At 42.6% G+C, this 22884-nt stretch carries 22 protein-coding genes and 1 tRNA gene; 17 read left to right on the top strand and 6 right to left on the bottom strand.

What is annotated here, in order from left to right:
• Positions 1 to 78 precede the first annotated feature (78 nt).
• The 3 genes from aroA (at position 79) to ABDD95_RS06425 (ending at position 3317) form a co-directional block, all read left to right on the top strand.
• Complete coding sequence (aroA, locus tag ABDD95_RS06435; protein WP_345951082.1) at positions 79 to 1380, top strand: 3-phosphoshikimate 1-carboxyvinyltransferase; 1302 nt, start codon at positions 79 to 81, stop codon at positions 1378 to 1380.
• Between the two features lie 551 nt (positions 1381 to 1931).
• Positions 1932 to 2492, top strand: a complete 561-nt coding sequence (locus ABDD95_RS06430; protein WP_345951081.1) for an AraC family transcriptional regulator — start codon at positions 1932 to 1934, stop codon at positions 2490 to 2492.
• Positions 2493 to 2570: 78 nt separating this feature from the next.
• A complete protein-coding gene (locus tag ABDD95_RS06425) occupies positions 2571 to 3317 on the top strand; it encodes a heavy metal-associated domain-containing protein (RefSeq protein WP_345951080.1) in 747 nt (248 codons plus the stop codon).
• 178 nt (positions 3318 to 3495) lie between these two features.
• On the opposite strand, the gene aroC is transcribed toward ABDD95_RS06425, so the two are convergent.
• The 3 genes from aroC to ABDD95_RS06410 all read right to left on the bottom strand — a co-directional run bounded on the left by aroC (position 3496) and on the right by ABDD95_RS06410 (position 7159).
• Positions 3496 to 4587, bottom strand: a complete 1092-nt coding sequence (gene aroC / locus ABDD95_RS06420; protein WP_345951079.1) for a chorismate synthase — start codon at positions 4585 to 4587, stop codon at positions 3496 to 3498.
• Between the two features lie 210 nt (positions 4588 to 4797).
• Complete coding sequence (locus ABDD95_RS06415) at positions 4798 to 5139, bottom strand: DUF3276 family protein (RefSeq protein WP_345951078.1); 342 nt, start codon at positions 5137 to 5139, stop codon at positions 4798 to 4800.
• 229 nt (positions 5140 to 5368) lie between these two features.
• A complete protein-coding gene (locus tag ABDD95_RS06410) occupies positions 5369 to 7159 on the bottom strand; it encodes an ABC transporter ATP-binding protein (protein WP_345951077.1) in 1791 nt (596 codons plus the stop codon).
• Positions 7160 to 7522: 363 nt separating this feature from the next.
• On the opposite strand from ABDD95_RS06410, the gene nusB reads away from it, so the two are divergent.
• The 8 genes from nusB (at position 7523) to ABDD95_RS06370 (ending at position 12469) form a co-directional block, all read left to right on the top strand.
• On the top strand, positions 7523 to 8470 hold the full coding sequence (nusB, locus tag ABDD95_RS06405) for a transcription antitermination factor NusB (RefSeq protein ID WP_345951076.1): 948 nt from the start codon (positions 7523 to 7525) through the stop codon (positions 8468 to 8470).
• A complete protein-coding gene (locus tag ABDD95_RS06400; RefSeq protein WP_345951075.1) occupies positions 8470 to 8916 on the top strand; it encodes a DUF1573 domain-containing protein in 447 nt (148 codons plus the stop codon). The genes nusB and ABDD95_RS06400 overlap by 1 nt, the downstream gene beginning before the upstream one ends.
• 13 nt (positions 8917 to 8929) lie before the next feature.
• Positions 8930 to 9250 (top strand): preprotein translocase subunit YajC, encoded by a 321-nt coding sequence (gene yajC, locus ABDD95_RS06395; protein WP_345951074.1) that lies wholly within the window; start codon positions 8930 to 8932, stop codon positions 9248 to 9250.
• Between the two features lie 83 nt (positions 9251 to 9333).
• A complete protein-coding gene (locus tag ABDD95_RS06390; protein WP_345951073.1) occupies positions 9334 to 10278 on the top strand; it encodes a YbbR-like domain-containing protein in 945 nt (314 codons plus the stop codon).
• A gap of 1 nt (position 10279) precedes the next feature.
• Complete coding sequence (gene coaE, locus ABDD95_RS06385; protein ID WP_345951072.1) at positions 10280 to 10882, top strand: dephospho-CoA kinase; 603 nt, start codon at positions 10280 to 10282, stop codon at positions 10880 to 10882.
• Positions 10879 to 11820 (top strand): exonuclease, encoded by a 942-nt coding sequence (locus tag ABDD95_RS06380; protein ID WP_345951071.1) that lies wholly within the window; start codon positions 10879 to 10881, stop codon positions 11818 to 11820. Before coaE ends, ABDD95_RS06380 begins: the two co-directional genes overlap by 4 nt.
• Positions 11821 to 11825: 5 nt before the next feature.
• Complete coding sequence (locus tag ABDD95_RS06375; RefSeq protein ID WP_345951070.1) at positions 11826 to 11987, top strand: DUF5522 domain-containing protein; 162 nt, start codon at positions 11826 to 11828, stop codon at positions 11985 to 11987.
• Between the two features lie 32 nt (positions 11988 to 12019).
• Entirely contained in the window at positions 12020 to 12469 is a 450-nt protein-coding gene (locus ABDD95_RS06370) for a MarR family transcriptional regulator (protein ID WP_345951069.1), read from the top strand.
• 53 nt (positions 12470 to 12522) lie between these two features.
• Here the strand turns inward: ABDD95_RS06370 and ABDD95_RS06365 are convergent, their stop codons facing one another.
• Positions 12523 to 14838, bottom strand: a complete 2316-nt coding sequence (locus tag ABDD95_RS06365; protein ID WP_345951068.1) for a BamA/TamA family outer membrane protein — start codon at positions 14836 to 14838, stop codon at positions 12523 to 12525.
• A 59-nt stretch (positions 14839 to 14897) separates the two neighbouring features.
• Between ABDD95_RS06365 and ABDD95_RS06360 the strand changes: the two genes are divergently transcribed.
• The 3 genes from ABDD95_RS06360 (at position 14898) to ABDD95_RS06350 (ending at position 15969) form a co-directional block, all read left to right on the top strand.
• Positions 14898 to 15647: an RNA methyltransferase gene (locus ABDD95_RS06360; protein WP_345951067.1), complete on the top strand. Its 750-nt coding sequence runs from the start codon at positions 14898 to 14900 to the stop codon at positions 15645 to 15647.
• A 46-nt stretch (positions 15648 to 15693) separates the two neighbouring features.
• Positions 15694 to 15767 (top strand) — tRNA-Cys (locus tag ABDD95_RS06355).
• Between the two features lie 28 nt (positions 15768 to 15795).
• A complete protein-coding gene (locus ABDD95_RS06350) occupies positions 15796 to 15969 on the top strand; it encodes a spore protein (RefSeq protein ID WP_345951066.1) in 174 nt (57 codons plus the stop codon).
• Between the two features lie 112 nt (positions 15970 to 16081).
• On the opposite strand, the gene ABDD95_RS06345 is transcribed toward ABDD95_RS06350, so the two are convergent.
• Complete coding sequence (locus ABDD95_RS06345) at positions 16082 to 17131, bottom strand: quinone-dependent dihydroorotate dehydrogenase (RefSeq protein ID WP_345951065.1); 1050 nt, start codon at positions 17129 to 17131, stop codon at positions 16082 to 16084.
• A 78-nt stretch (positions 17132 to 17209) separates the two neighbouring features.
• Between ABDD95_RS06345 and ABDD95_RS06340 the strand changes: the two genes are divergently transcribed.
• Complete coding sequence (locus ABDD95_RS06340) at positions 17210 to 17968, top strand: SGNH/GDSL hydrolase family protein (RefSeq protein WP_345951064.1); 759 nt, start codon at positions 17210 to 17212, stop codon at positions 17966 to 17968.
• A gap of 32 nt (positions 17969 to 18000) precedes the next feature.
• Here ABDD95_RS06340 and ABDD95_RS06335 read toward each other — a convergent pair whose 3' ends face one another.
• Positions 18001 to 19338, bottom strand: coding sequence for a hypothetical protein (locus tag ABDD95_RS06335; RefSeq protein ID WP_345951063.1), 1338 nt, complete (start codon positions 19336 to 19338; stop codon positions 18001 to 18003).
• Between the two features lie 176 nt (positions 19339 to 19514).
• Between ABDD95_RS06335 and ABDD95_RS06330 the strand changes: the two genes are divergently transcribed.
• Positions 19515 to 21431: an ABC-F family ATP-binding cassette domain-containing protein gene (locus tag ABDD95_RS06330; RefSeq protein WP_345951062.1), complete on the top strand. Its 1917-nt coding sequence runs from the start codon at positions 19515 to 19517 to the stop codon at positions 21429 to 21431.
• Positions 21432 to 21619: 188 nt separating this feature from the next.
• On the top strand, positions 21620 to 22816 hold the full coding sequence (locus ABDD95_RS06325) for a DUF5103 domain-containing protein (RefSeq protein ID WP_345951061.1): 1197 nt from the start codon (positions 21620 to 21622) through the stop codon (positions 22814 to 22816).
• Positions 22817 to 22884 lie beyond the last annotated feature (68 nt).

The raw sequence follows: 22884 nt of genomic DNA, 5'->3' as shown, positions 1-22884 counted from the left end.
TAACTTGTTAACCTAAAAGAATCTTTCGCCATCGTTCGGATGACATCATGAGATTTGTATACAATTACACAGCTTCATATGTCAAACAACATCACCCTTAGCCGCAACCACAAAACGGTTAAGGCTACCATACAACTTACCGGCTCCAAAAGCGAGTGCAACCGTGCGCTGGTTATTGAAGCACTGAGCAAAGGCAAAGTTAAGGTAACTAACCTATCAGATGCTGCTGATGCCGTTACCCTGGCAGGGATATTAAGAGGTACAGAAAGCGAAGCAAAGCTTCCGAAGAGCAAAGAAAACTTCGGGTCGTTATCCTCACTCCCGGCCTCCACGCTCCTTGCTCCCGAAGTAAACATTGGCCCCGCCGGTACAGCTATGCGTTTTCTGACAGCATATTTTGCGTTGCAGAATGGCGAAGTGCTATTAACTGGCACCGAGCGCATGAAACAGCGCCCTATAGGCATCTTGGTAGATGCTTTAAGATCGTTAGGTGCCAACATTAGCTATGCCGAGAATGAAGGCTATCCGCCCCTGCACATTAATGGCGGCTTTACCCAACTTACAGATAACATCACCATTAAGGGAGATATCAGCAGCCAGTACATCACTGCGTTGCTGTTGATTGCCAGCAGTTTGCCGCAAGGATTGCAACTACATATTGATGGCGAGCTTACCTCCCGCCCGTATGTTGAAATGACACTAAGCATGTTACAGCAAGCTGGTATTCAGCACCAGTGGGATGACAAGGTGATCAGCATAGCACATCAAGACTTTAGAGAAACCAGCATATGGGTGGAGCCCGATTGGAGCGCCGCTTCTTATTGGTACGCCGTAGCCGCTTTAGCCGATGAGGTCGAACTTTTTTTACCAGGATTAACCTCGTACAGCTTACAGGGAGATAGTGTGATTACTGAGTTGATGGCAAACTTTGGTATTACCTCACAGTTTAAAGATGGCGGGGTATACCTCCGTAAAGACCCTAAGCCGGTTATCCGTAAAATATTTGACCTTAAATCGTGCCCCGACCTGGCACAAACGCTGATTGTGGTTTGTGCAGCTTTAGGTCATGATGCCACTTTTACCGGGCTGGAAACACTTAAAATTAAGGAAACCGACCGTATTGCCGCTTTACAAAACGAGCTGGCCAAAATGGGCGTTAAACTGATTGAAAAAGGCCTGGTGTATAAACTGGATTGCAGTGAACGCTTTATTCCAGAGCACATCACTATCCAAACTTATGAAGACCATCGTATGGCTATGGCATTTGCACCGCTTGCCCTAATCATTCCTCAAGTGGAGATAGAAGACGCACAAGTGGTCGAAAAATCATACCCTGCTTTTTGGAAAGATTTTGAAAAGGCCGGGTTCGACGTAAAATAAGGGAAAAGAAAACCAAGTGCTAAGCAACAAGAATCAAAAATGCTTGTGCAAACCGTAATTGCCTGACGCAAGCAATTACGGTTTGCTTTTATACCTCCCCATCTGTTATTTCAAAAGCTCTGATTTTTAGCTAGTGCCCATGATAAACCGCTTCTAAAGATGGTTTAATATGCATAATAAAGAAGATTCCCACTCCATACTCGCAGGCCAGAGCATCATCACCCCTCCTATTCTTGCGTAACACTCTGCAAAGAGTTAAATATCAGTTAAATCACTATCATCGCTAATGTAACTCATGTGCTCAGCGTTCGGCTTGTGGAAAGCCAAAAGCGCATAGCTACTGTTCGGCATATTACTTTGGGCAAGCCATAGCGTTTGCAATAAACGTGTAAAGCTCCTGCTTAGCCGTATTATTGGTATATTGAAAATAACGAAAAAAAATGTAAGCGGCCCACAAGTTTTGGCATTAGAATTTTGTGATATTGCCATGGCGGTGGCTTTGCTAAAAATAATTAGCTATTTAATAATTTGCCTGCTGCTATCTAACGTTTATGAAAATTCACATCAAAAATATGGTTTGCCACAGGTGTAAACTGGCGGTGGAACAAGAGTTGAAGCAAAGCGGGTATCATCTGCAGCACCTGCAACTGGGCGAGGCCATCATTCACGAAGAATTGAACGGCCAGCAATTACATAACCTCGACCTACGGCTAAAACACTTGGGCTTTGAACTAATTGACGATCGCAAAAGCCGACTGGTTGAAAAAGTTAAAAACCTGATTGTAGAACTGGTACATCATACCCATGAACCATTAACAATAAATCTTTCCGAATACCTCGCTGGTCAGCTGCATTATGAATATAATTACCTGAGCAATCTCTTTTCCGAAGCGGAGGGCACTACCATTGAGAAATACTACATTAGCCAGAAAATAGAGAAAGTAAAAGAGTTACTGATTTACGATGAGCTTACTTTAAGCGAAATTTCGTACCAAATGGGTTACAGCAGTGTGGCCTACCTGTCGAGCCAGTTTAAGAAAGAGACCGGTTTAACGCCCACTTATTTCAAGCGTATTAAGGATAACAAGCGTCGTAATATTGAGGAACTGTAAATTTCGAAATACTATCTATAAAAAGTATAAACTCTCCACATCATACCGCCGTACCTTTGTATGGTAAATAACGAAGACATGAAACACACCTATAACGTAACCGGCATGACCTGCGCCGGTTGTCAATATAAAGTACAGCATCTTTTATCGCAAGTTGATGATGTAAAAGAGGCTACTGTTGATTTAGCCAAGGGCGAAGTAACCGTAGAAATGGATAAGCATCTGAATACCGGTACCCTGCAAAATGCTTTAAAAGATTACCCAAAATATCAATTAACCGACATACCTGCGGCAGTAACAAGTCCCATTAGTGGCGATACAATGGGGGATGGTGAGCAAAAATCGTGGTTGGAAACTTATAAGCCTATTGTGCTTATCTTTTTTTATATCACGCTAGTATCAATTATAGCCGGCTCTACCCTATTGGGTTTTGATGAAATGCTAGCCATGCGGGTATTTATGGCTGGCTTCTTTCTGGTATTTTCATTTTTTAAATTGCTCAACCTTGATGGCTTTGCCGAAAGTTATGCCATGTATGATGTAATTGCACGCCGCTTTAAGAGCTGGGGTTATGTGTATGCACTTTTGGAACTGGCACTAGGCATCGCTTATGCCGCTAACATTAGCCCTGTTATAACAAACCTGGTTACGCTGGTTGTCATGTCGGTAAGTATTATTGGTGTACTTCAAAGTGTACTCAACAAAAAAGCAATACGCTGTGCCTGCCTGGGTGCTGTATTTAACCTGCCCATGAGCACTGTTACCATTATAGAAGACGGCCTGATGATTGCCATGAGCGCAGTGATGCTATGGATGATGGTATAAAGAAAGTTACTGGCCGATTTCCGCTATCGTGCCGACCTCTCCCTCGCCGGGAGGGGTTAAAAGCATAAGTCAAAACCCTTATAAAGAAGCGTATACCTGTTATGAGGGTGCGGAAGGAATTCCAACTGTGTATTATTTCGGACCGCTATATGCTACGTTTAAAAGGTATGCATTAATATTACAGCTTTACCGTTTTATCCCTTAACCAATGATCGGCTAATACTAATGCCGCCATTGCTTCCACAATAGGTACGGCGCGGGGCACTACGCAAGGATCATGACGGCCTTTACCTTGTATTTGGGCAGCGTTGCCTTCAGCATCAATAGTGTTTTGATTGGTCATGATGGTGGCTACTGGCTTAAAGGCCACTTTAAATTCTATGGGCATACCATTACTGATCCCGCCTTGTATACCGCCCGAAAAATTGGTTAACGTTTTAACCTCGCCCGAAGCTTCTTTAATAAAAATATCGTTATGCTCCGAACCTAGCATTTCGCTACCGGTAAAACCCGACCCATACTCAAAACCATGCACTGCGTTAATGCTCAACATGGCTTTGCCTAAATCGGCGTGCAGCTTATCAAAAACCGGCTCGCCCAAACCAACAGGGCAATTGGTAATAGTGCAGCTAATTTTACCGCCTATAGTATCACCTTGCTTGCGTATCTCGTCAATACGGGCAATCATCTCTTCGGCAGTGGCCGGATCGGCACAACGCACAATATTGGCCTCCCTTACTTCTAAAAACTCATTGGCCGATGTAATGCTGATATTAGGCGCATCAATAGTGCCTACGCTGCTTACATGAGCCAGCACATCCATACCTGCCGTTTTAAGCAGTAATTTGGCTATGGCGCCTGCCGCCACACGTGCAGCCGTTTCACGCGCCGATGAGCGCCCTCCTCCTCTATGGTCGCGTATGCCGTACTTGGTAAAGTAGGTGTAATCGGCATGCGAAGGGCGAAAAACATCGGTGTTGTGACTGTAATCTTTAGAACGCTGATCCTCATTGGGTATCAGCATGGCTATTGGTGTACCGGTAGTTTTTCCGTCAAACATACCTGATAGTATCTGCACCGTATCGCTCTCTTTGCGCTGGGTAGTAATTTTAGATTGGCCCGGTTTACGCTTATCCAATTCGGCCTGTATATATTCAATATCAACAGGTAAACCAGCCGGGCAACCATCAATAATTACCCCAATGGCCACACCATGTGATTCGCCAAAGGTAGTGATACGAAATATTTGCCCAAATGAATTGCCAGCCATTGCTCAAGATTATAGATTACAAAATAAGAGTATACATGGCAAATATGTGATTTTTTGATGGAACTGCCTATCCTAAAGTCATCAATATTGACAAGAAGCGCCAGCCTCAGCTTATAAAACATCCGCCTAAGACGCGAAACCTATGTAAATAAAAAAGCCTGCCTTTAATAAAGGCAAGCTCTAAAATCCAAGTTTATAATAAGTATTTTTTTAGAAAGTGAAATCTTCTTCAGTAGCTCCGGCAACACCGGCTGCTTTAGTTATTTCATTCAGCTCGCTGTATTCATAACGTTTTTCAACTACTTCCTGGTTGGCTTTGATGTAATCAACAGTATCTTTCAATCCTTCTGCGAATTTCTCGAAGTCTTCTTTGTAAAGGAAAATTTTGTGTTTCACAAAAACACCATCCTCTAAACGCTTCTTACTCTCCGTAATTGTGATGTAATAGTCGTTTGAACGTGTTGCTTTTACATCAAAAAAATAAGTTCTCTTTCCGGCTCTTACCTTCTTCGAGAAAACTTCATCCCGCTCTCTGTTGTCAAAATCTCCCATTTTTTTAAAAGTGTTGTATTAGTTTGATTGCATAAATATAATCATTTTTTGAAATCGCAAGTATTTTTCTTAACAATGTTGATAAAAATTAAACTATTAACACTATTAAATATAATCTACTTAATAAATTCTAATACGGTGTTGTGCCTTATTTTGTTACTTTAGGTAACAGCCAGATATCCATCTGCTGCCATTCCTTTGGAAGTGATATTGGTTATAATATAAGATGCTAATGGATCTCCTCTTGCTCCTCCAGCAACTGTTTATCATACAAATCGGCATAAACGCCTTTCAGGTCCATAAGCTGCTGATGGTTTCCCTGCTCGGCAATTCGGCCATTTTCCATTACCAATATTTTATCGGCGTTACGAATGGTGGAGATGCGGTGGGCAATAATGACGCTGGTTTTCCACTTCATGATACGGCCCATATTGCCTAATATGGCTTCTTCCGTACGGGTATCTACTGCCGAAAGGCAATCGTCGAATATAAGAATCTGCGGCTGTTTAATAATAGCCCGGGCTATACTTACACGCTGCTTTTGACCACCCGATAGGGTAACGCCCCGCTCGCCAATAAGCGTAAGAAACTTATTTTCGAGCTCCGCAATGTTATCATATACGGCGGCATCCTTAGCGGCCTGTTCAACAGCAGCCATATCCAGCTTATTGGCGCTAAAGGCTATGTTATTAGCTATGGTGTCCGAAAACAGAAAGACCTCCTGCGGCACAAAACCCACCTGTGAACGGTAATCTTCGAGATTAAGCTGCCTGATCGATTGGTTATCAATTCTGATCTCGCCGCCGGTAACATCGTACATACGCATCAGCAAGTTAGCCATAGTTGATTTACCTGAACCTGTGCGACCGATTATAGCCACCAATTGCCCGGGCTCAATGGTAAAGCAGACAGATTTAAGTGCTTCTATACCGGTATCGGGATAAGTAAAACTTACATTATCAAACTCTACCTTGCCTGCAACGGTGTGTATAGCTGTAGTTGCCGAGGTTATCTGCGGCTGTTCATGTAAAAACTCGTTAATGCGCTTTTGCGAGGCTGCTGCGCGTTGTATTAAAGAGCTTACCCACCCCAAGGACATTACCGGAAAGGTTAGCTGCCCCAGGTACACCACAAACTCGGCAATGTTACCTGAGGTTATGTTTCCCTTCATAACCTCTACCCCGCCTATGTAAATAATGAGCACGTTACTGACACCTACCAGCAGCAGCATCATCGGAAAAAACAATGCCTGTACCCGGGTAAGTTCCATCGAATGACTTTTGTAGTTCTCGCTTTCGTGCTCAAAACGTTCGTTTACAAAGCCTTCGCGCACGTATGATTTAATAACCCGTATACCCGATATGTTCTCCTGCACAAAGCTTGACAGCGACGACAGCTTTTCCTGTATCCTCTCGCTGCGGTGTTCTATTATATTGTTTACATAATATATACTCAGCACCAGCAAAGGCATGGGTAACAGCGAGAAGAATGCCAGCCACACGTTTACACTCATCATAGCGTAAACGGTGAGTATAAAGAGCACAATGGTGTTAATGGCGTACATAATACCCGGCCCCAGGTACATGCGTACTCGGCTTACATCTTCCGTAACACGGTTCATTAAATCGCCCGTGTTGTGGTGGCGGTAGAACGCAAGCGACAGTTTTTGATAGTGCTCGTACAACTCATTTTTTAAATCATACTCTATATGCCGCGACATAAGGATGATGGTTTGCCGCATAAAGAACAGGAACAAGCCCCTCAACAGAGATAGCACCAGCACCAGGCTCCCAAACAAAAGCAGGCTCGACCCAAAGATGTCATAAATAATACGCTGCCGCTCAAATCCTGAATAAAGGTGATAGATCTGAATATTTTCGGCCACCAGGTTAAATGCAACCCTGATTACCTGTGCGGGCAACACACCAAAAACATTGGATATTACTACAAACAATACACCCGGCACCAAGCGCCAGCGGTACTTGTAAAAGTATTTATTAAGGTAAGCAAGGCTTTTCATGTTGCAGGGCAAATGTACTACAAATACCAGGCCCATCCAAAGTAAGGTAGCTTAAGTAGCGCCTTGCATCCCGGTAAAATAGAGTTATTATAATGCTTGCAAGGATATGCACTTTGCGCCCACATGCTCAATACGCTACAACTTTTCTGTGCTCGGCTATTTACCTGCAAATAAAAATTACCTACTTTTGCCCCATAATCGGTTCATTGATTTGATGGGTTCAAATGGTTTGCGGAATTTGTGCTAGCGCTAATTAATTTTTTAATTTGCTGCAACAAAAAAACCGCTTTGCTACTTAACTACTTACTTAATAACCGTTAGCTAAAATTTGAATAATACATCTTACAAAAATCGTTCTTATCCATGTTAAATAGAAGGCACCTGAGGGTAAAAGTATTACAGGCACTGTACGCTTATCATCAATCTGAACCAAAAGATGCGAGCCAGCACGAAAAACTGCTGTTGCAGAATATTGACAAGGTTTTTGAAATGTACATCTGGATGCTGTCCCTTATTGATGAGGTGATACAATACTCCAGCAACGATGCTGCCGAAAGGGCTAACAAACACCTGCCTACTGCCGAAGATCTGAAACCCAATCTTAAAATTCTTGAAAACCGCTTTATTGCCTCGCTGCATGTGAACAAAGACTACATTGCCGCTATCAAGAAGTACAAAGTATCATGGGATTTTGAACCTGAATTGGCTAAGTCATTATTTATCATTCTTAAAAGCTCTGATGAGTATAAGGCCTATCTTCAAAAAACGGATGATACGCTGCAATCCGATAAGGATATCATTAAGTTCATCTTTAAAAAAGTAATATTAAAATCGAGCCTTGCCGAGCAGGTTTTTGAAGATAAGTTCATATCATGGCCTATTGACAGGGACGTATTACAGGCGTTGATTGCCAAAACATTCAAAAACTTTTCTTTTGACAATCCTCAGCAAAATAAATTGGCTGATGTAACCGGTAACTGGAATGAGGATCGTGATTTTATTGTAGACCTGTTTAGACAGGCAGTAAGACATGATGCCGAATATCAGGAGCTAATTGGACAGAAAACCCAAAACTGGGAGCCTGAGCGTATTGCCATGATGGACACCCTGCTCATGAAAATGGCCATTACCGAATTTGTCAACTTTGCATCGGTACCTGTAAAGGTCACCATAAATGAGTACCTGGAGATTGCGAAGGAACTGAGCACGCCAAAAAGTAATTCGTTTATAAACGGTATATTGGACAAAATTTTATTTGAGCTTAAGGAACAAAACAAGATCCGTAAATCCGGACGTGGCTTAATTGAATAATGATTAAAAAAATAACCGCAGTATTAAGTATGGCCATCGCTTTGGCCGCCTGCAACCAAGCCAACACACAAACAAAAGTTAGCGGCGATAGTGCAAAAACAGGCACAACCGTAAATGCAGCTAATGCGCCGGTAATGAAGTTTGAAACTGAATCGCATGATTTTGGCAAGATAAAACAAGGCGATAAAGTAACTTACGAGTTTAAGTATACCAACACTGGTAAATCGCCTTTAATTATTACAGATGCCTATGCAACTTGTGGTTGTACCACGCCTGAGATTGCAAAAGAGCCTATACAACCCGGCGCTGCAAGCACCGTTAAGGTAACTTTTAACAGCGCAGGCAAAAGTGGCCTACAGGATAAACTGGTAACGATAGTGGCCAATACCGTACCTGCAGAAAACCGTGTACACTTAACCGGCGAGGTAACAACCGATAAAAAGTAAATTTAAACAGTAAATGACAAAAGCAATTTTATTACAACTTGGAGGTGGCATGGCTACCGGCCAGATCGTCACTATGGTGTTAATCATTGTGGTGTTTTATTTTTTCATGATACGCCCTCAGGTTAAAAAGCAAAAAGACCAAAAAAAATATGTTGATGAGTTGAAAAAAGGCGATAGGATAGTTACCACTGCCGGTATACACGGCCGCATCATAGACCTGAACGATACAACGTTTTTGGTCGAGGTTGAAAACGGCAAGATCCGTTTTGATAAATCGGCAATATCGCTGGATGCTTCTAAAGCCTTAAATACTCCTGCAGTTACTAAAGCATAACCGCACTGAAATAGAACTTAAAATGCCGTTCCCTTGCAAGTAAGGAAACGGCATTTTACATTTACGCTAATTATACTTTTTGCATGCCCATTATAAAATTGTCAGTATCTGAGCGCAGACGCCTTACGGTGTTTTTCTTTTGCCTGGTGCTGGCATTAGTGGCCTGGGTATTCGCTACCCTGTCGGGCAGCTACAATTTTACGGTTAAGCAGGTACTCACCTTTAAAAATGCGCCGCAGCGCCGTGCATTCAGGGCTCTGCAAGCCGATACGGTAGAAACCACCATACAAGGCAGTGGGTGGCAAATGCTTTTTTCCCGTATGAAAATTAGCGACCAGCCTGTGGCCGTAGACCTCCATACTTTAGAACATAGCAACTTTATAGCGCTTAACACACAAATAGAGCAAATCAACAAAAAGAAAGATTCAGCTCACCGGATAATCGCTTTTAACCCCGACACATTATACTTTGACTTCACTAATCGTGTAGTAAAAAAAGTACCTGTGGAACCTGTTCTCGACATTGTTTATGAGCGGCAGTTTGCTCCATCAGGTAAAACAAGCATTCACCCGGCATATATTACATTAAACGGGCCCGAAAATGTTATTACCAGTATCCATTCATGGAAAACCGACACCTTAGCAGCAACACGTGTAAATAATGATGTAACGGCTACGCTCAAACTACAGCCTGTTAAAGTAGGCAACATTAGTATTTACCCTAAAGCGGTGCAAATACATATTCCAGTTGAGGAGTTTACCGAGAAGACTTTGCGTATTCCCATAAAGCTGATTAACAACCCGCATTATTATCATGTAAAAATTGTTCCGCAGTTTGTAGCTATAAAATTTATGGTGCCGCTTAGTCGTTACATGGAGATTGATGAAAACTTTTTTGAAGCTACAGCCGATCTGGCTTTATGGGAAAAAGGGTACAGCGTATTGCCTGTAGACGTTAGCCGCATGCCGGCCTATTGTAAGGTAATGAGCGTTGTACCGCGTAATGTTGATTTTTTAGTAACAAAATAAGATGCTTAAAATTGGGATAACAGGCAATATAGGCAGCGGAAAAACAACCGTAAGCCAGGTGTTTGAACTTTTAGGCATACCCGTTTTTTATGCTGACTATCATGCTAAAAATGTGATGGTAACCGATGCAGAATTGATAAGCGGCATCATGCAAGCTTTTGGTACTGAAGCTTATTTTGCTGATGGCCAATTGAACCGCAAGTACATATCCGGCATTGTATTCAATAATGAGGACGAATTGCAAAAACTAAATGCATTAGTGCATCCGGCAGTGTTCAGGGCGTTTGATGCCTGGGCTTTACAACATATCCATTCGCCTTATGTGCTTAAGGAAGCTGCCGTACTGTTTGAAAGCGGCTCCTATAAAGATTGCAATTACACCATTATAGTAACTGCACCAATAACTATGCGTATACAGCGTGTTATGCAGCGCGATGGTATTAGCCAGCTTGAGGCGGAAAGCCGCAACGCCAAACAAATGCCGCAGGAAAAAAAAGAACAGCTGGCCAACTTTACTATCAAGAATGATAACTCAGAGCTGATCATTCCGCAAATTTTGGCTTTACACCAACAGTTCCTCGAACTGTCTTCTACCCTTTCATGACTATTTTAGATGACTTTTTGGCCTTTGATGAAAATGGCCTGTACTGCAAATACGGTAAGTTTTATTTGGACCCCAAGCAACCTGTTGAACATGCCGTAATAAGTCATGCTCATGGTGATCATGCTGTACCCGGCAATCTTAACGTTTACTGCACCACTCCCACAGCCGATTTTATGCGGCTGAGATATGGTAAAAATGCAGGTAAAAATTTTAGCTTGTTCGGTTGGCACCAAACGTTTTTGTTAGGTGAGGTTAGCGTAAGCTTCCTTTCAGCCGGGCATATATTGGGTTCGGCACAGGTAATTATGCAGCACCGCGGCGTTACTTACCTGTATACCGGCGATTATAAGCTGCAGGCCGATGCAACCTGCGAACCAATTGAATGGATAAAGGCTGATGTGCTAATTACAGAAAGTACATTTGCTAACCCCGCTACGCTCCACCCTGATCCGGAGGCTGAAATTCAAAAACTTAATTCCATTCAAAGCAATATATTGCTTGGCGCTTACGGACTGGGCAAAGCGCAGCGCCTTATTAAAATGATAAACGATTACGCACCACAAAAACAGGTGCTGGTTCATTTCCGCATTGCACCGCTAAATGCCATTTACGAAAAAAATGGCTTTAACCTGGGCAAATACCAGCTTTACAACCGCAAGCTAATGAAGAACCAGGAGCAGTTTGTTTATGTAGTGCCGCCGTTTACTTTTGATAGTTACGCACGTGCCACAGGTGTAAAGCGGCTGTTTGCCTCAGGGTGGAAAAACCTGCAGGTGAATGAGCAGGATACCCTATTTATATCTGACCATGCCGACTGGAGCGACGTATTACAGGCTATTGACCATGTATCACCTACACAAGTTTGGACATTGCACGGCGAGGGTATACATTTAAAAAATTATCTTGGTAGCCGAATATTTACTAAAGCCCTTAACTAAGCCGTATGCTAATTAAGGGTACCGACTATTACATTAACGTTGAAGGAAATTATGTTTTCACGCGCGAGTATCACCTCAAACGAGGGCATTGCTGTAAAAACAAATGCCTTCATTGCCCTTGGCTGTTTGGGCAACCAAAAACACCAAAAGGTTGTAAAAAAAAATAAATGTAACAGCTTATTTACTATAATTGTAACGGATGAAAATAGAAGACGAAATACAGAGCAGTAAATTCGAAGACAACTACCATAAAGCAGTCATCAATATTTCATATACTTATAGTTGGATGAGCAACCTGCTGCGCATCCATTTCGAAAAGTATAACCTTACCAGCCAGCAATTTAATGTGCTGCGTATTTTACGCGGCCAAAGCCCCAAACCGGCTACCATAAACATGATTAAGGAGCGCATGATCGACAAAATGTCGGATGCCTCGCGTATTGTGGACCGCCTGGTGCAAAAAGAACTGGTATCGCGTTGCACCAACAACGCTGACCGCCGGGCGGTTGATATTCATATTACCGAAAAAGGTTTAGAGGTGCTTGCAAAAATGGATGCCGAATTTAAAACGGCCAACCTTTTCAAAAACCATTTTACTGAAGAAGAAGCCTCTACCCTAAGCAATTTACTGGATAAGTTGCGAGGATAATATTGTATTAGGTATAATTACCGTGCAGTTTTGAAACCGTTTAGATTAAAAAATTAGAACGGCAACCCTATACCAAAATTAATCTGCATAAAACGGTAAGGCTCGTTATTGCTGTTATAGTAAGCATCTTTAAATGATCCTGCTTTAAACAGTTCGTCGAAATGCCTTAACAGCACATACTGATCGCGACCTGTGAACTGTGGATCCTTAAACTTAAACGCTGCATCCAAACGAAAAACAAAGAAAGTTAAATCGAACCGCAAACCGGTACCGATGCCAATAGCGGTAGACTGGAACAGGTTGTTCAATTTAAATTCGCCGCCTGGGTTCTCTACCGATTCTTTTAAGCGCCATATATTTCCAAAATCCATAAAGAAAGCGCCTTTAACCTTGGAGCCATAAAAGTCATTAGCTATCTTATACCGGTATTCGGCATTGCCTATAATTTTTATCTCCCCAAACTGATCGAGATATTTTAACCTGTTACGTAGCGTATTGGTAGTGTATATGGCTCGATTAAACTTACCTGGGCCAAGTGTGCGTGGTAGCCAGGCACGCATGTCATTAGCACCGCCTGCATAAAAGTTCTTTTCAAAAATAAGCTGATCGCTGTTACCAAATGGAATGCCAATGCCCGGGTTTATGCGAAAAACAAATTGCTGCTCATTAGTACCAAAGCTCTTGTAAAAACGCAAGTCTACATCGGCCTTGGCATATTGGGCAAATGTATAACCAAACATAGTACGCTGCCCTGCGGTATCACGCGGCGTGTTAAACAAGTTGCTGAGTGCGCTTAAGGTATTGCCACCAATATCGGCCGAACCTCTGAAGTATATAAAGTTTGCCAGTGTGTTCAACTTATTGGCATTAAGTTGAAATGTATATTGTGTGCTGGTAGTAAATACTGTACGGCCAATAAGATAAACGTATGAGTACCTGTCCTGCTTTAATAATGAATCCTTAGCGCTGGGGTCGATGGTTCCGTTTGAAAACTCAATACTAATTGGTGTAAAGGAGTGCTGCTTGCGGGTGGTCTCTATCCAGTCATAAGTAATTGAATTGATAAAGCTGCGGCGTTTAACCAGTCCATTTTGATAGAATAACTGAAAGTTTGACGAGAAGGTCGTATGTGGCACGCCGTACTTACCTAATACCGGCACATTAAATGGCGCTATAATGCGCGGATAAACCAGATTTACCCCAATTTTAAAGTCTTGATTTTGTATGCCACCAATTATGCCTGAATTTTCGCCACCATATAAAACACTATAGTTGAGCTTAAATTGCAATATTTCAGCCTGCTTAAACAAGTTGCGGTTGGTAAAAGTGTTACCGATGTTAAAGCCGAACCCGGTCCCCGAAAAGAAATCAAAAAATGCCGGTCCCGAGTGCAGGTATTCAGCCTCAATCCGGTCAGACATGCGCTTGAGCGGAATGATATCTATACGGCTGTCTAAACGTCGGTTAGTACTGTCGGGCAGCTTCTTATACACTGGGTTAGGCACATTCCTGAACACATTAAGCTCTGATAAGCGCGATGTGGTGAGTGTTTGCTGGTCAATGTTATAAATATCTCCCTTTCGCTGAAATATGTACCTGGTAAGCGCATTAGGTTTAAAACGGCGCGAATAATCTACAAACGTAAATTGCGAGTCTACTTTTAAAGTATCAGCCAAACCGGTAGTGCGGCCGGTTGAGGTTGATATTGTAATAAGTGTGTTATTGATTTTGTATATGGGATGTTCTTTTTTGCCGGGCGGATTGTCGATGATCATTTTAACATCCACTACGCTATTGTTAAAAGTGGTATCGTAGTTGTAATTTACGTATTGTCTGTAAAAATCATAATAGCCATTACGTTTCATCACCTGGTAAAACTCATCGCGGTCGTAAGCTAAACTATCCAGGTCAAAACGCCCGCCAGGCTGTACATGCGAAAAACGCCTGCGATTCACCCGGTACAAGGCCTGAACTTTAGGGTCGCCCACACTATCCTGAATGTTCCTTATCCTGAAAAGCGGACCTTGTTTGGCGGTAAACTTAAGGTAAGCCTTTTTTTGCTTGGTTTCGATATCGCTGGCCACGGTTGCCTTTACATAACCTTTGTTACGCAGAAAGCGCTCAATTTGCAGGCGCGAATATTCGACTAGGCTACTATCTAACAAAGCGGGTGGTTCACCTAAATCTTTTTTGCCTTTTCTGTTAAAAAGGTAGTAAAGTTGCAGGTTAAACCAGCTATTAGGCTGTTGCAGGCGGTCAACGTGCAACAAAGCTGCATCCGAAAATTCTTTGTCTACGCTGTCAACTTTTATACCGCGCACCAGGTACTGGTTATCGGGTACCCCCCGGGTTAAGCTGCAGCCACTCACCGTAAAAATTAAAAGAATACTTATTATTGCAAGGCAGTAAAGCTTAGTTTCCGGGTAGAATGGTTTCAAAATCTCAGATCAGTTTAATAAAGTCCTTACAACAAAAAAAATTCCGCAAAGAGCACCGGCTTTTTGTGGCCGAAGGCTATAAATCTGTATCAGAATTTATAGCAGCAAGTTACCATATACAAACGGTATATCATACGCCCGATGTAGGTGCAAAATTGCATAAACTATCAAAGAAAATCAATTTTCAAGAGATATCGGCAGCAGATCTGCAAAAAATAAGCAACCTTACCACCCCGCAGGAAGTATTAGCCGTTATAAAAATGCCCGAATGGCCCGCTTTAACGCAAACCCGGTTGGTAAATACTTTTACGCTGGTGCTGGATGGCGTACAGGATCCCGGCAACCTGGGCACTATCATTCGCACGGCCGACTGGTTCGGCATCCAAAACATTATTTGCTCGGAAGATACTGTTGATGCTTATAACCCAAAGGTTGTACAGGCTACTATGGGCTCATTAGCACGTGTAAAGGTGCATTATAGTAACCTGGCCGAGCTGTTACCACATCTCAATTTACCTGTTTTAGGCGCTATGCTAAATGGTGATAACATTTACACTACCGAATTTGGCCACGAAGGATTAATTGTGATGGGTAACGAAGGCAATGGCTTACGCGCTGATATTCAACGCCTCGTTACACGGGCAATCACTATACCGCGCATTGGCGAGGCTGAATCATTGAATGTGGCGATAGCAACAGCGCTGTTTTGTTCAGAAATAGGTAGAAAAAGGTTTAAATAATATTGCTGGTGAATAAATAATTGTTATTTTTGCGCTCCATTAAAATGGTCGGGTGGCCGAGTGGCTAGGCAGAGGTCTGCAAAACCTCGTACAGCGGTTCGAATCCGCTCTCGACCTCCAAAGGGTTAACCGTTAAAGATAAATTACCATGGGCGTAACACGTTTAAAAAGAAAAGACAGAAAAAATAAAACTGTATCTCGTTTAGAAGTACAGTTCTTGAAATTGGCTACTAACTTAGAGCTGGGAAGCCGCTCAGCAGAGCCTAAAAAGAGCCAGATTGCTAAAAACAATGCAGTTTTAGCTCAGCTTTCTTCTAAATAAGAAAACTGTCGTAATCAAGCAACAAAAAAAGACCTGCAGATATATCCTGCAGGTCTTTTTTTGTTGCTCATTTTCTCCGTGATCGCAAAGCAGGGATTCCAAATGACAATTGTTAGCTGGTTTGCGCTAACAACTTTTGATTAATGCGGCCAATCAGCGCCGGCCCTTCGTAAATAAAGCCGGTATATAATTGCACTAATACCGCGCCGGCAGCTAATTTCTCCAACGCATCCTCCGGTGAGTGTATGCCACCCACTCCTATTATTGGAAACGATTGATTAGACTTTTGCGCCAAATACTTGATTACTGCTGTTGAGCGTTGCGTTAAAGGCTTACCACTCAAACCACCCATTTCATTAACCACGCTTTGCGGCGCTGCTAATCCATCCCGACTTATGGTTGTATTTGTGGCAATTACGCCGGCGATACCGGTTTTTTGTACAATCTCAACAATATCGTTCAGTTGCTCATCCGTTAAATCGGGCGCTATTTTGAGCAGTATCGGCCTGCTAATATCATTTTTGCGATTACGTTGCTGCAGCGTGTTCAAGATGTTCATCAATGGTTCTTTTTCCTGCAGCGCCCGTAAGCCGGGTGTGTTGGGCGAGCTTACGTTTACCACAAAATAATCAACCACATCAAACAGCCGGTCAAAACATTTTATGTAGTCGCTTACGGCGTCTTCGTTAGGCGTGTTTTTATTTTTGCCGATATTGCCGCCGATAATGACCGGATTTTTGGCAGCCTCCGCACTTTTGCGGTATGCAGCTATACGCGATGCCAGTACATCTACCCCAAGGTTATTGAATCCCATTCGGTTAATTAAAGCGCCATCGGCAGGCAGTCTGAACATACGGGGTTTATCGTTCCCGGGTTGTGGCAATGGTGTTACCGTGCCCACTTCAATAAAACCAAAACCCAGGTTAGCCATTTCGGCTATGGTATCGCCGTTTTTATCAAACCCGGCTGCCAAACCAACCGGATTTTTAAATTTCAGACCGAATACCTCGCGCTCCAGTCGCTTATCATTCACTGCCCAAATTGAACGACTAAGTGCCGCCCCACCGGGTAACCGGTTAAAGCGTTTCAGGTTGCGGGTTACAAAATAATGTACCTTTTCAGGATCGAACTTAAATAAAATGGGTTTAAGTATGGAATACATAGCGCGAAGTTATAGCTTTATACACTCAGTTTGCAGATTTGATGCAAAGAATATACTTTAGCAAACCAACTTATTATAATGAGTAACCAATTTAACCGACGTAATTTTATAAGCAGTGCTGCCACAGCCACTCTTGCTGCCATCGCTATACCCGATATGGTATCGGCTGCTGTTAAAAATGAGAATGCTAAAAAGCTAACCTTAAATGCTAATGATATCATCCTGTTTCAAGGTGATAGTATTACCGATTCTGGTCGCAACCGCACTAACACATCGCCTAATAGTAACGGGATGCTGGGCAGTGGTTATCCGTACCTGGCCAGCGCCGATCTGCTGCTCAAGAACCCCGGAAAGGATTTCAAGATATATAACAAGGGGATCAGCGGGAATAAGGTTTTTCAATTGGCCGACCGCTGGGATGCCGACTGCCTGCAGATTAAACCCAATGTACTAAGCATAATGATTGGCGTGAACGATTTTTGGCATACGCTAACCAATGGCTACCAGGGCACGATTGATACTTACCGTACCGATTACAGGAAGCTGTTAGACCGTACTAAACAAGCGCTACCTGATGTGAAATTTATTATAGGTGAACCGTTTGCGGTTAAAGGTGTTAAATCTGTAAACGATAACTGGTATCCCAAATTTAATGAATATCGCCGGGCGGCACGCGAAATTGCTGCCGAATACGATGCGCCTTTCATCCCTTACCAGGATGTATTTGATGAAGCACAAAAAACAGCCCCAGGCAGCTACTGGACTGCCGACGGCGTACACCCTACTCTTGCAGGCGCCAACTTAATGGCCCATGCATGGTTAAAAGCAGTGAAGTAATACAGATAGTAATGTACAAACATTGAGTATAGTTAGCTATGCTCAATGTTATAAGCGCTGGCCTGTAGCATGGCCAGTATATTTTCATCTTCGATAATTTTCATACCCAGCCTTTCGGTATTTACACCATCTCCCAGCTTATAGTTGTAGAAAGCTTTATTTCCTTTTAAGCTGGTACTAAAGCATTTAAAAAAAACGCCATTGGTTTCCTGCAATTGCTCGGCAACTTCTATAATATGAGTCGATACAATAAATATACATTTTTTAACTTGGGCAAGCGCCTTAATGATTGCCAGTGATGCATCATAAGCATCCTTTACATTTGTACCTCTAAAAAGCTCATCAAAGATCACTACAATGCTTTCAAGGTCGTTAATATGTTGAGCTATTTCTTTAACTCTTAAAACCTCAGCGTAGAAATGGCTGTGCCCTAAATTTATATTGTCTGAGAGATTGATGGTGGTAAACAAGCCTTTAAACAAGGAAGTCTTCATTGCCGACGCAGGTACAGGAAAACCAATATGTGCCAGCAAAACAGCAACGCCGATTGATTTAAGCAGGGTAGATTTACCAGCCATATTTGCCCCCGTTACGAAACACAAGTTGTGTTTGGCGAAACTGATGTTGTTGGTTACCGGGCGTTGAACAAACGGATGGAACAAGTCTTCTAACTCTAACACAGGGCCATCTTGATCAACAATTACCGGGTATGAAAACCCTCTTGATACAGCAGTGCAGGCTACTGCGTTATAAACATCTACCTCATAAACCACATCTAAAAATGCTTTCACCTGTTGATGCGCTTTTCGTCTGAACAGATAATCACACCGCTCCAGATCCATTGCATTTAGGTAGCGCTTGTTTTTTAAACCGCTGATAATAATGCCATCCCCTGCATCAAGGAGTACATTCGTACAAAGGGCAAAATCAACAAATAATGACGGCCTGTGTTGTGAATGGATGCTTTGAAAAAAGTTATCCATATAATTAAGCAACTTCACCAATAACCCAACCCCTCTTTTAACCACATAATAATGGTTTGAAGGACTAATCTTATTCAATAAATCATTTTTGACAGCCCTAACTTTTGATACGCTATCCGGACTTTGACCCTGCCTAAGGTAATGTTCAATAAAGTCCAGCTCATCCTTGTCAAACTTAATCTCAAATTCATTTACATGCAAATAAGCTATTGCAGCCGAGCGATTCCAAAGCAATTCCATATCAGCCAACGGATGATTAAACAACTGGATAAGCATTGTCTGTCCTCCCAACGTATCAGGCTTGAATAGGCTCGTCAAGGATTGCTGTGTTCCTGAACCGGCTACTGCCAAATCGGCCAGCGTTTGTCGATCTAATGTAAATTGCATAAAAATAAGGGGTTGGTGTTATAGTAACTCTATTTAGGGTGAATTAGTATGATTCTAACGTATTCATTTTTAAGGCAATGCCAAACACAATATTTAAAGCAATTAAAGCATTTTTGACAATCCCCTTAACCTTTCCTCTTTAGCCTTTCGGCCCAAAATGGTATATTTGTAGGTAAATGATTGCTATAAATAACCTGACGTTCGAGATTGGTGCCCGCGCCCTGTATGATGAAGCTAACTGGCATATTAAACCCGGAGAAAAAATAGGCCTAATTGGGGCCAACGGAACCGGTAAAACTACTTTACTTAAAATTATTGTAGGCGACTACAAACCTACATCGGGCACTATATCAAAAGCCAAGGATTTAACTATTGGCTATCTGAACCAGGATTTGCTTTCTTATTCGTCAGACAAATCGATTTTGCACGTGGCGATGGAAGCTTTTGAACGCCAAAATCAACTACATACAGAAATTGAAGCGCTATTAAAAAAACTGGAAACCGACTACAGCGAAGATTTATTGCACAAACTGAGCGATAAACAAAGTGAGTTTGAAGCTTTGGACGGTTACAGCATTGAATATAAGGCACACGAAATTTTAGCCGGTTTAGGTTTTGCTGATGAAGATCAGGAACGCAAACTGAGCACGTTTTCGGGTGGGTGGCGCATGCGGGTTATGCTGGCCAAAATACTTTTACAAGCACCCGATATTTTGTTGCTGGATGAGCCCACCAACCACTTAGACTTACCCTCTATTGTGTGGCTGGAAGATTACTTAAGAAACTTTGAAGGTGCTATTGTAATAGTATCGCACGATAGATGGTTTTTGGACAAGGTAATTAACCGTACGGTTGAATCGCGCAAAGGTAAGCTCACGGTTTACTCAGGCAATTATACTTTTTACCTGGAAGAGAAAGGCATGCGTGAAGAAATTCAGCGTGGCGAGTTTAAAAACCAGCAAGCTAAAATTAAACAGGAAGAGCGCCTGATTGAGCGTTTCCGAGCCAAGGCATCTAAAGCCAAAATGGCTCAGTCGCGCATAAAAATGCTTGATAAAATGGAACGGGTTGATGATGTGGATGATGATAATCCATCCGTTAACTTCACCTTTAAATTTGGCAAGCAATCGGGCCGTAACGTTATCACTGTAGAAGGCATAAACAAGAGCTATCCTAATTTAACTATACTGGATAATGCCGATGCTATAATTGAAAAAGGCGATAAAATTGCATTGATTGGTGCTAACGGCCGTGGTAAATCTACCTTGTTACGCATTATTGCAGGTGCCGACAAGGAATTTACGGGCAAATGTGAAACTGGTTACAACGTAACACAAACCTTTTTTGCCCAGCACCAGCTGGAGTCGCTGCATTTGGAAAGCGAAATTTTGCAGGAACTGCAAAACTTTGCCCCTAAGCATACCGACACTGAGCTGCGCTCTATTTTAGGTTCGTTTCTATTTACGGGCGACGATGTGTTTAAGAAAATCAAGGTACTATCGGGTGGTGAAAAATCGCGGGTTGCGCTGGCTAAGGCCCTTACAGCCGATGCTAACTTCCTGATACTGGATGAGCCTACCAACCACCTGGATATGCAATCGGTAAACATCCTTATACAGGCCCTGCAACAGTACGAGGGCACGTTTATAGCCGTATCGCACGATAGGTACTTTCTGGATAATATTGCCAACAAGATTTGGTTTATCGAAGATCATAAGATTAAAGAATACCCGGGCACTTACCAGGAGTACGAGGAATGGATGAGCAAGCGAAAGTTTGAGCCTAAAGCTACACCTGCTCCTCAGCCTAAAAAAGAAGAAAAGAAAGAGCCTGTTAAACAACAGCCTACAGAAGATAAAAATAAACAGTTAAAAAAGCTGAACGGCGATTTAACCCGCATGGAGCAGCAAATTGCCGACTTGGAAAAAGAGGTAAAACAGCTGGAAAGTAAATTAGCCGAAGATGGCGTTTTTAACAACGCCGCTAAGCTAAAAGAAACCAATGCCACCTATCAGCAAAAGCAAAGCCAGCTTAAACAGGTACAGGGGCAATGGGAATCTTTGGCCGAACAGATTATGGAGCTGGAAGCTTAAGGCTTACTTATACCTGTAAGATGTCATTTCGAGTGATAACGAGAAACCTTTTTAATGCTGCAGGACGCAAAGTTTGCAATTCAAAAAGGTGGTTCTCTAACGTTCGGAATGACATTTTTTTTGCGGCTCTTTTAACATGCGCTTTTTTTCTGAGCTTCGGTATACTACCATCCCAGGCACAAACAGGCATGCAGTATACCGATCACACGTATCGTGCAAGCATCAAAAGTGTAGAATGTTATAATGCTACTAAGCCGGGTTCCTTCCCTATCATACAATTACGCTCTAACGAGCAAATAACGCTGGCTTTTGATGATTTAGAAGGCCGTAGCCGCAATTACTATTATACGATTGAACATTGTGACGCGCAGTGGAACACCTCGCGCCTGTCGCCGGCTGAGTACCTGCAGGGCTTTATGGAAGACCGCATTATGGATTACAATTACTCTAGCGGTACGGTGCAAAAGTATATTCATTATGAAGTTAAATTGCCTAATCAGAACCTCAGTCCTAAACTATCCGGCAATTACCTTCTGAAAGTTTATGAGGATAACGACCAAAGTAAGCTCATTATTACTCGCCGCATTTATGTAACCGGCTCGGCTACAGGTATTGGTGCCGAGGTGGTGCCATCAAATAACGTGACCTTAAGGCTGCGGAATCAGAAGCTTAACTTTCAGGTAAACTACGGCGGCCTTAACGTGCAAAACCCTTATAATGATATTAAAGTAGTGGTGATGCAAAACGGCAGGCCCGAAACTATGCAGCTCAATACAAAACCAACGTTTATCCGAGGCAATCAACTAATTTACAATGACTATAACATTAACGATTTTGCAGGTGGCAATGAGTTTAGACATTTTGATACACGCACGTTAAAATTAAACTCTGAGCGCATTGCACGCATATTTAAGGATACGGCTAATACCGTTTTATTGCTCGGAGATGAAAGCCGGAATCAAAACGCTTATTTGTTTCAGTATGATATTAACGGCAGCTTTTACGTAATTAACCAGGATGGCCGCGATGCCCGCACCGACGCAGACTATGCATATGTATTCTTTAACCTCTCGGCTAGCAGCGTACCGTCAAAAGGCGATATTTATCTTACTGGCAAGTTTAACAACTTTGGGTTGACAGAAGCAGGTAAACTGGTGTTTGACGCCTCGCGTAACCAGTATACCGCCCATGCCCTGCTTAAGCAAGGGGTATATGATTATCAGTACGTATGGATAAACCCCGATACAAAAAAACCCGACAGCCAGCCATTAGAAGGTAGCTATTTTGAAACTGAGAATGACTATCAGCTCCTGGTTTATTACCGCCCCCCCGGCTCGCGCTGGGAGGAACTCATTGGCTACAAAGTAGTGAACACTAAGCGCTGACTGAGCAGGGCGAGGTGCGTCAATAAGACGCAAAGGTCAAAATTTTCAAGGTAAACATACACCACCTC

Source organism: Mucilaginibacter sp. PAMB04274 (assembly GCF_039634385.2).
GTDB lineage: Bacteria > Bacteroidota > Bacteroidia > Sphingobacteriales > Sphingobacteriaceae > Mucilaginibacter.
Note: the sequence above shows the minus strand (reverse complement) of the source record. Positions and strands in the feature narration are given on the sequence as shown.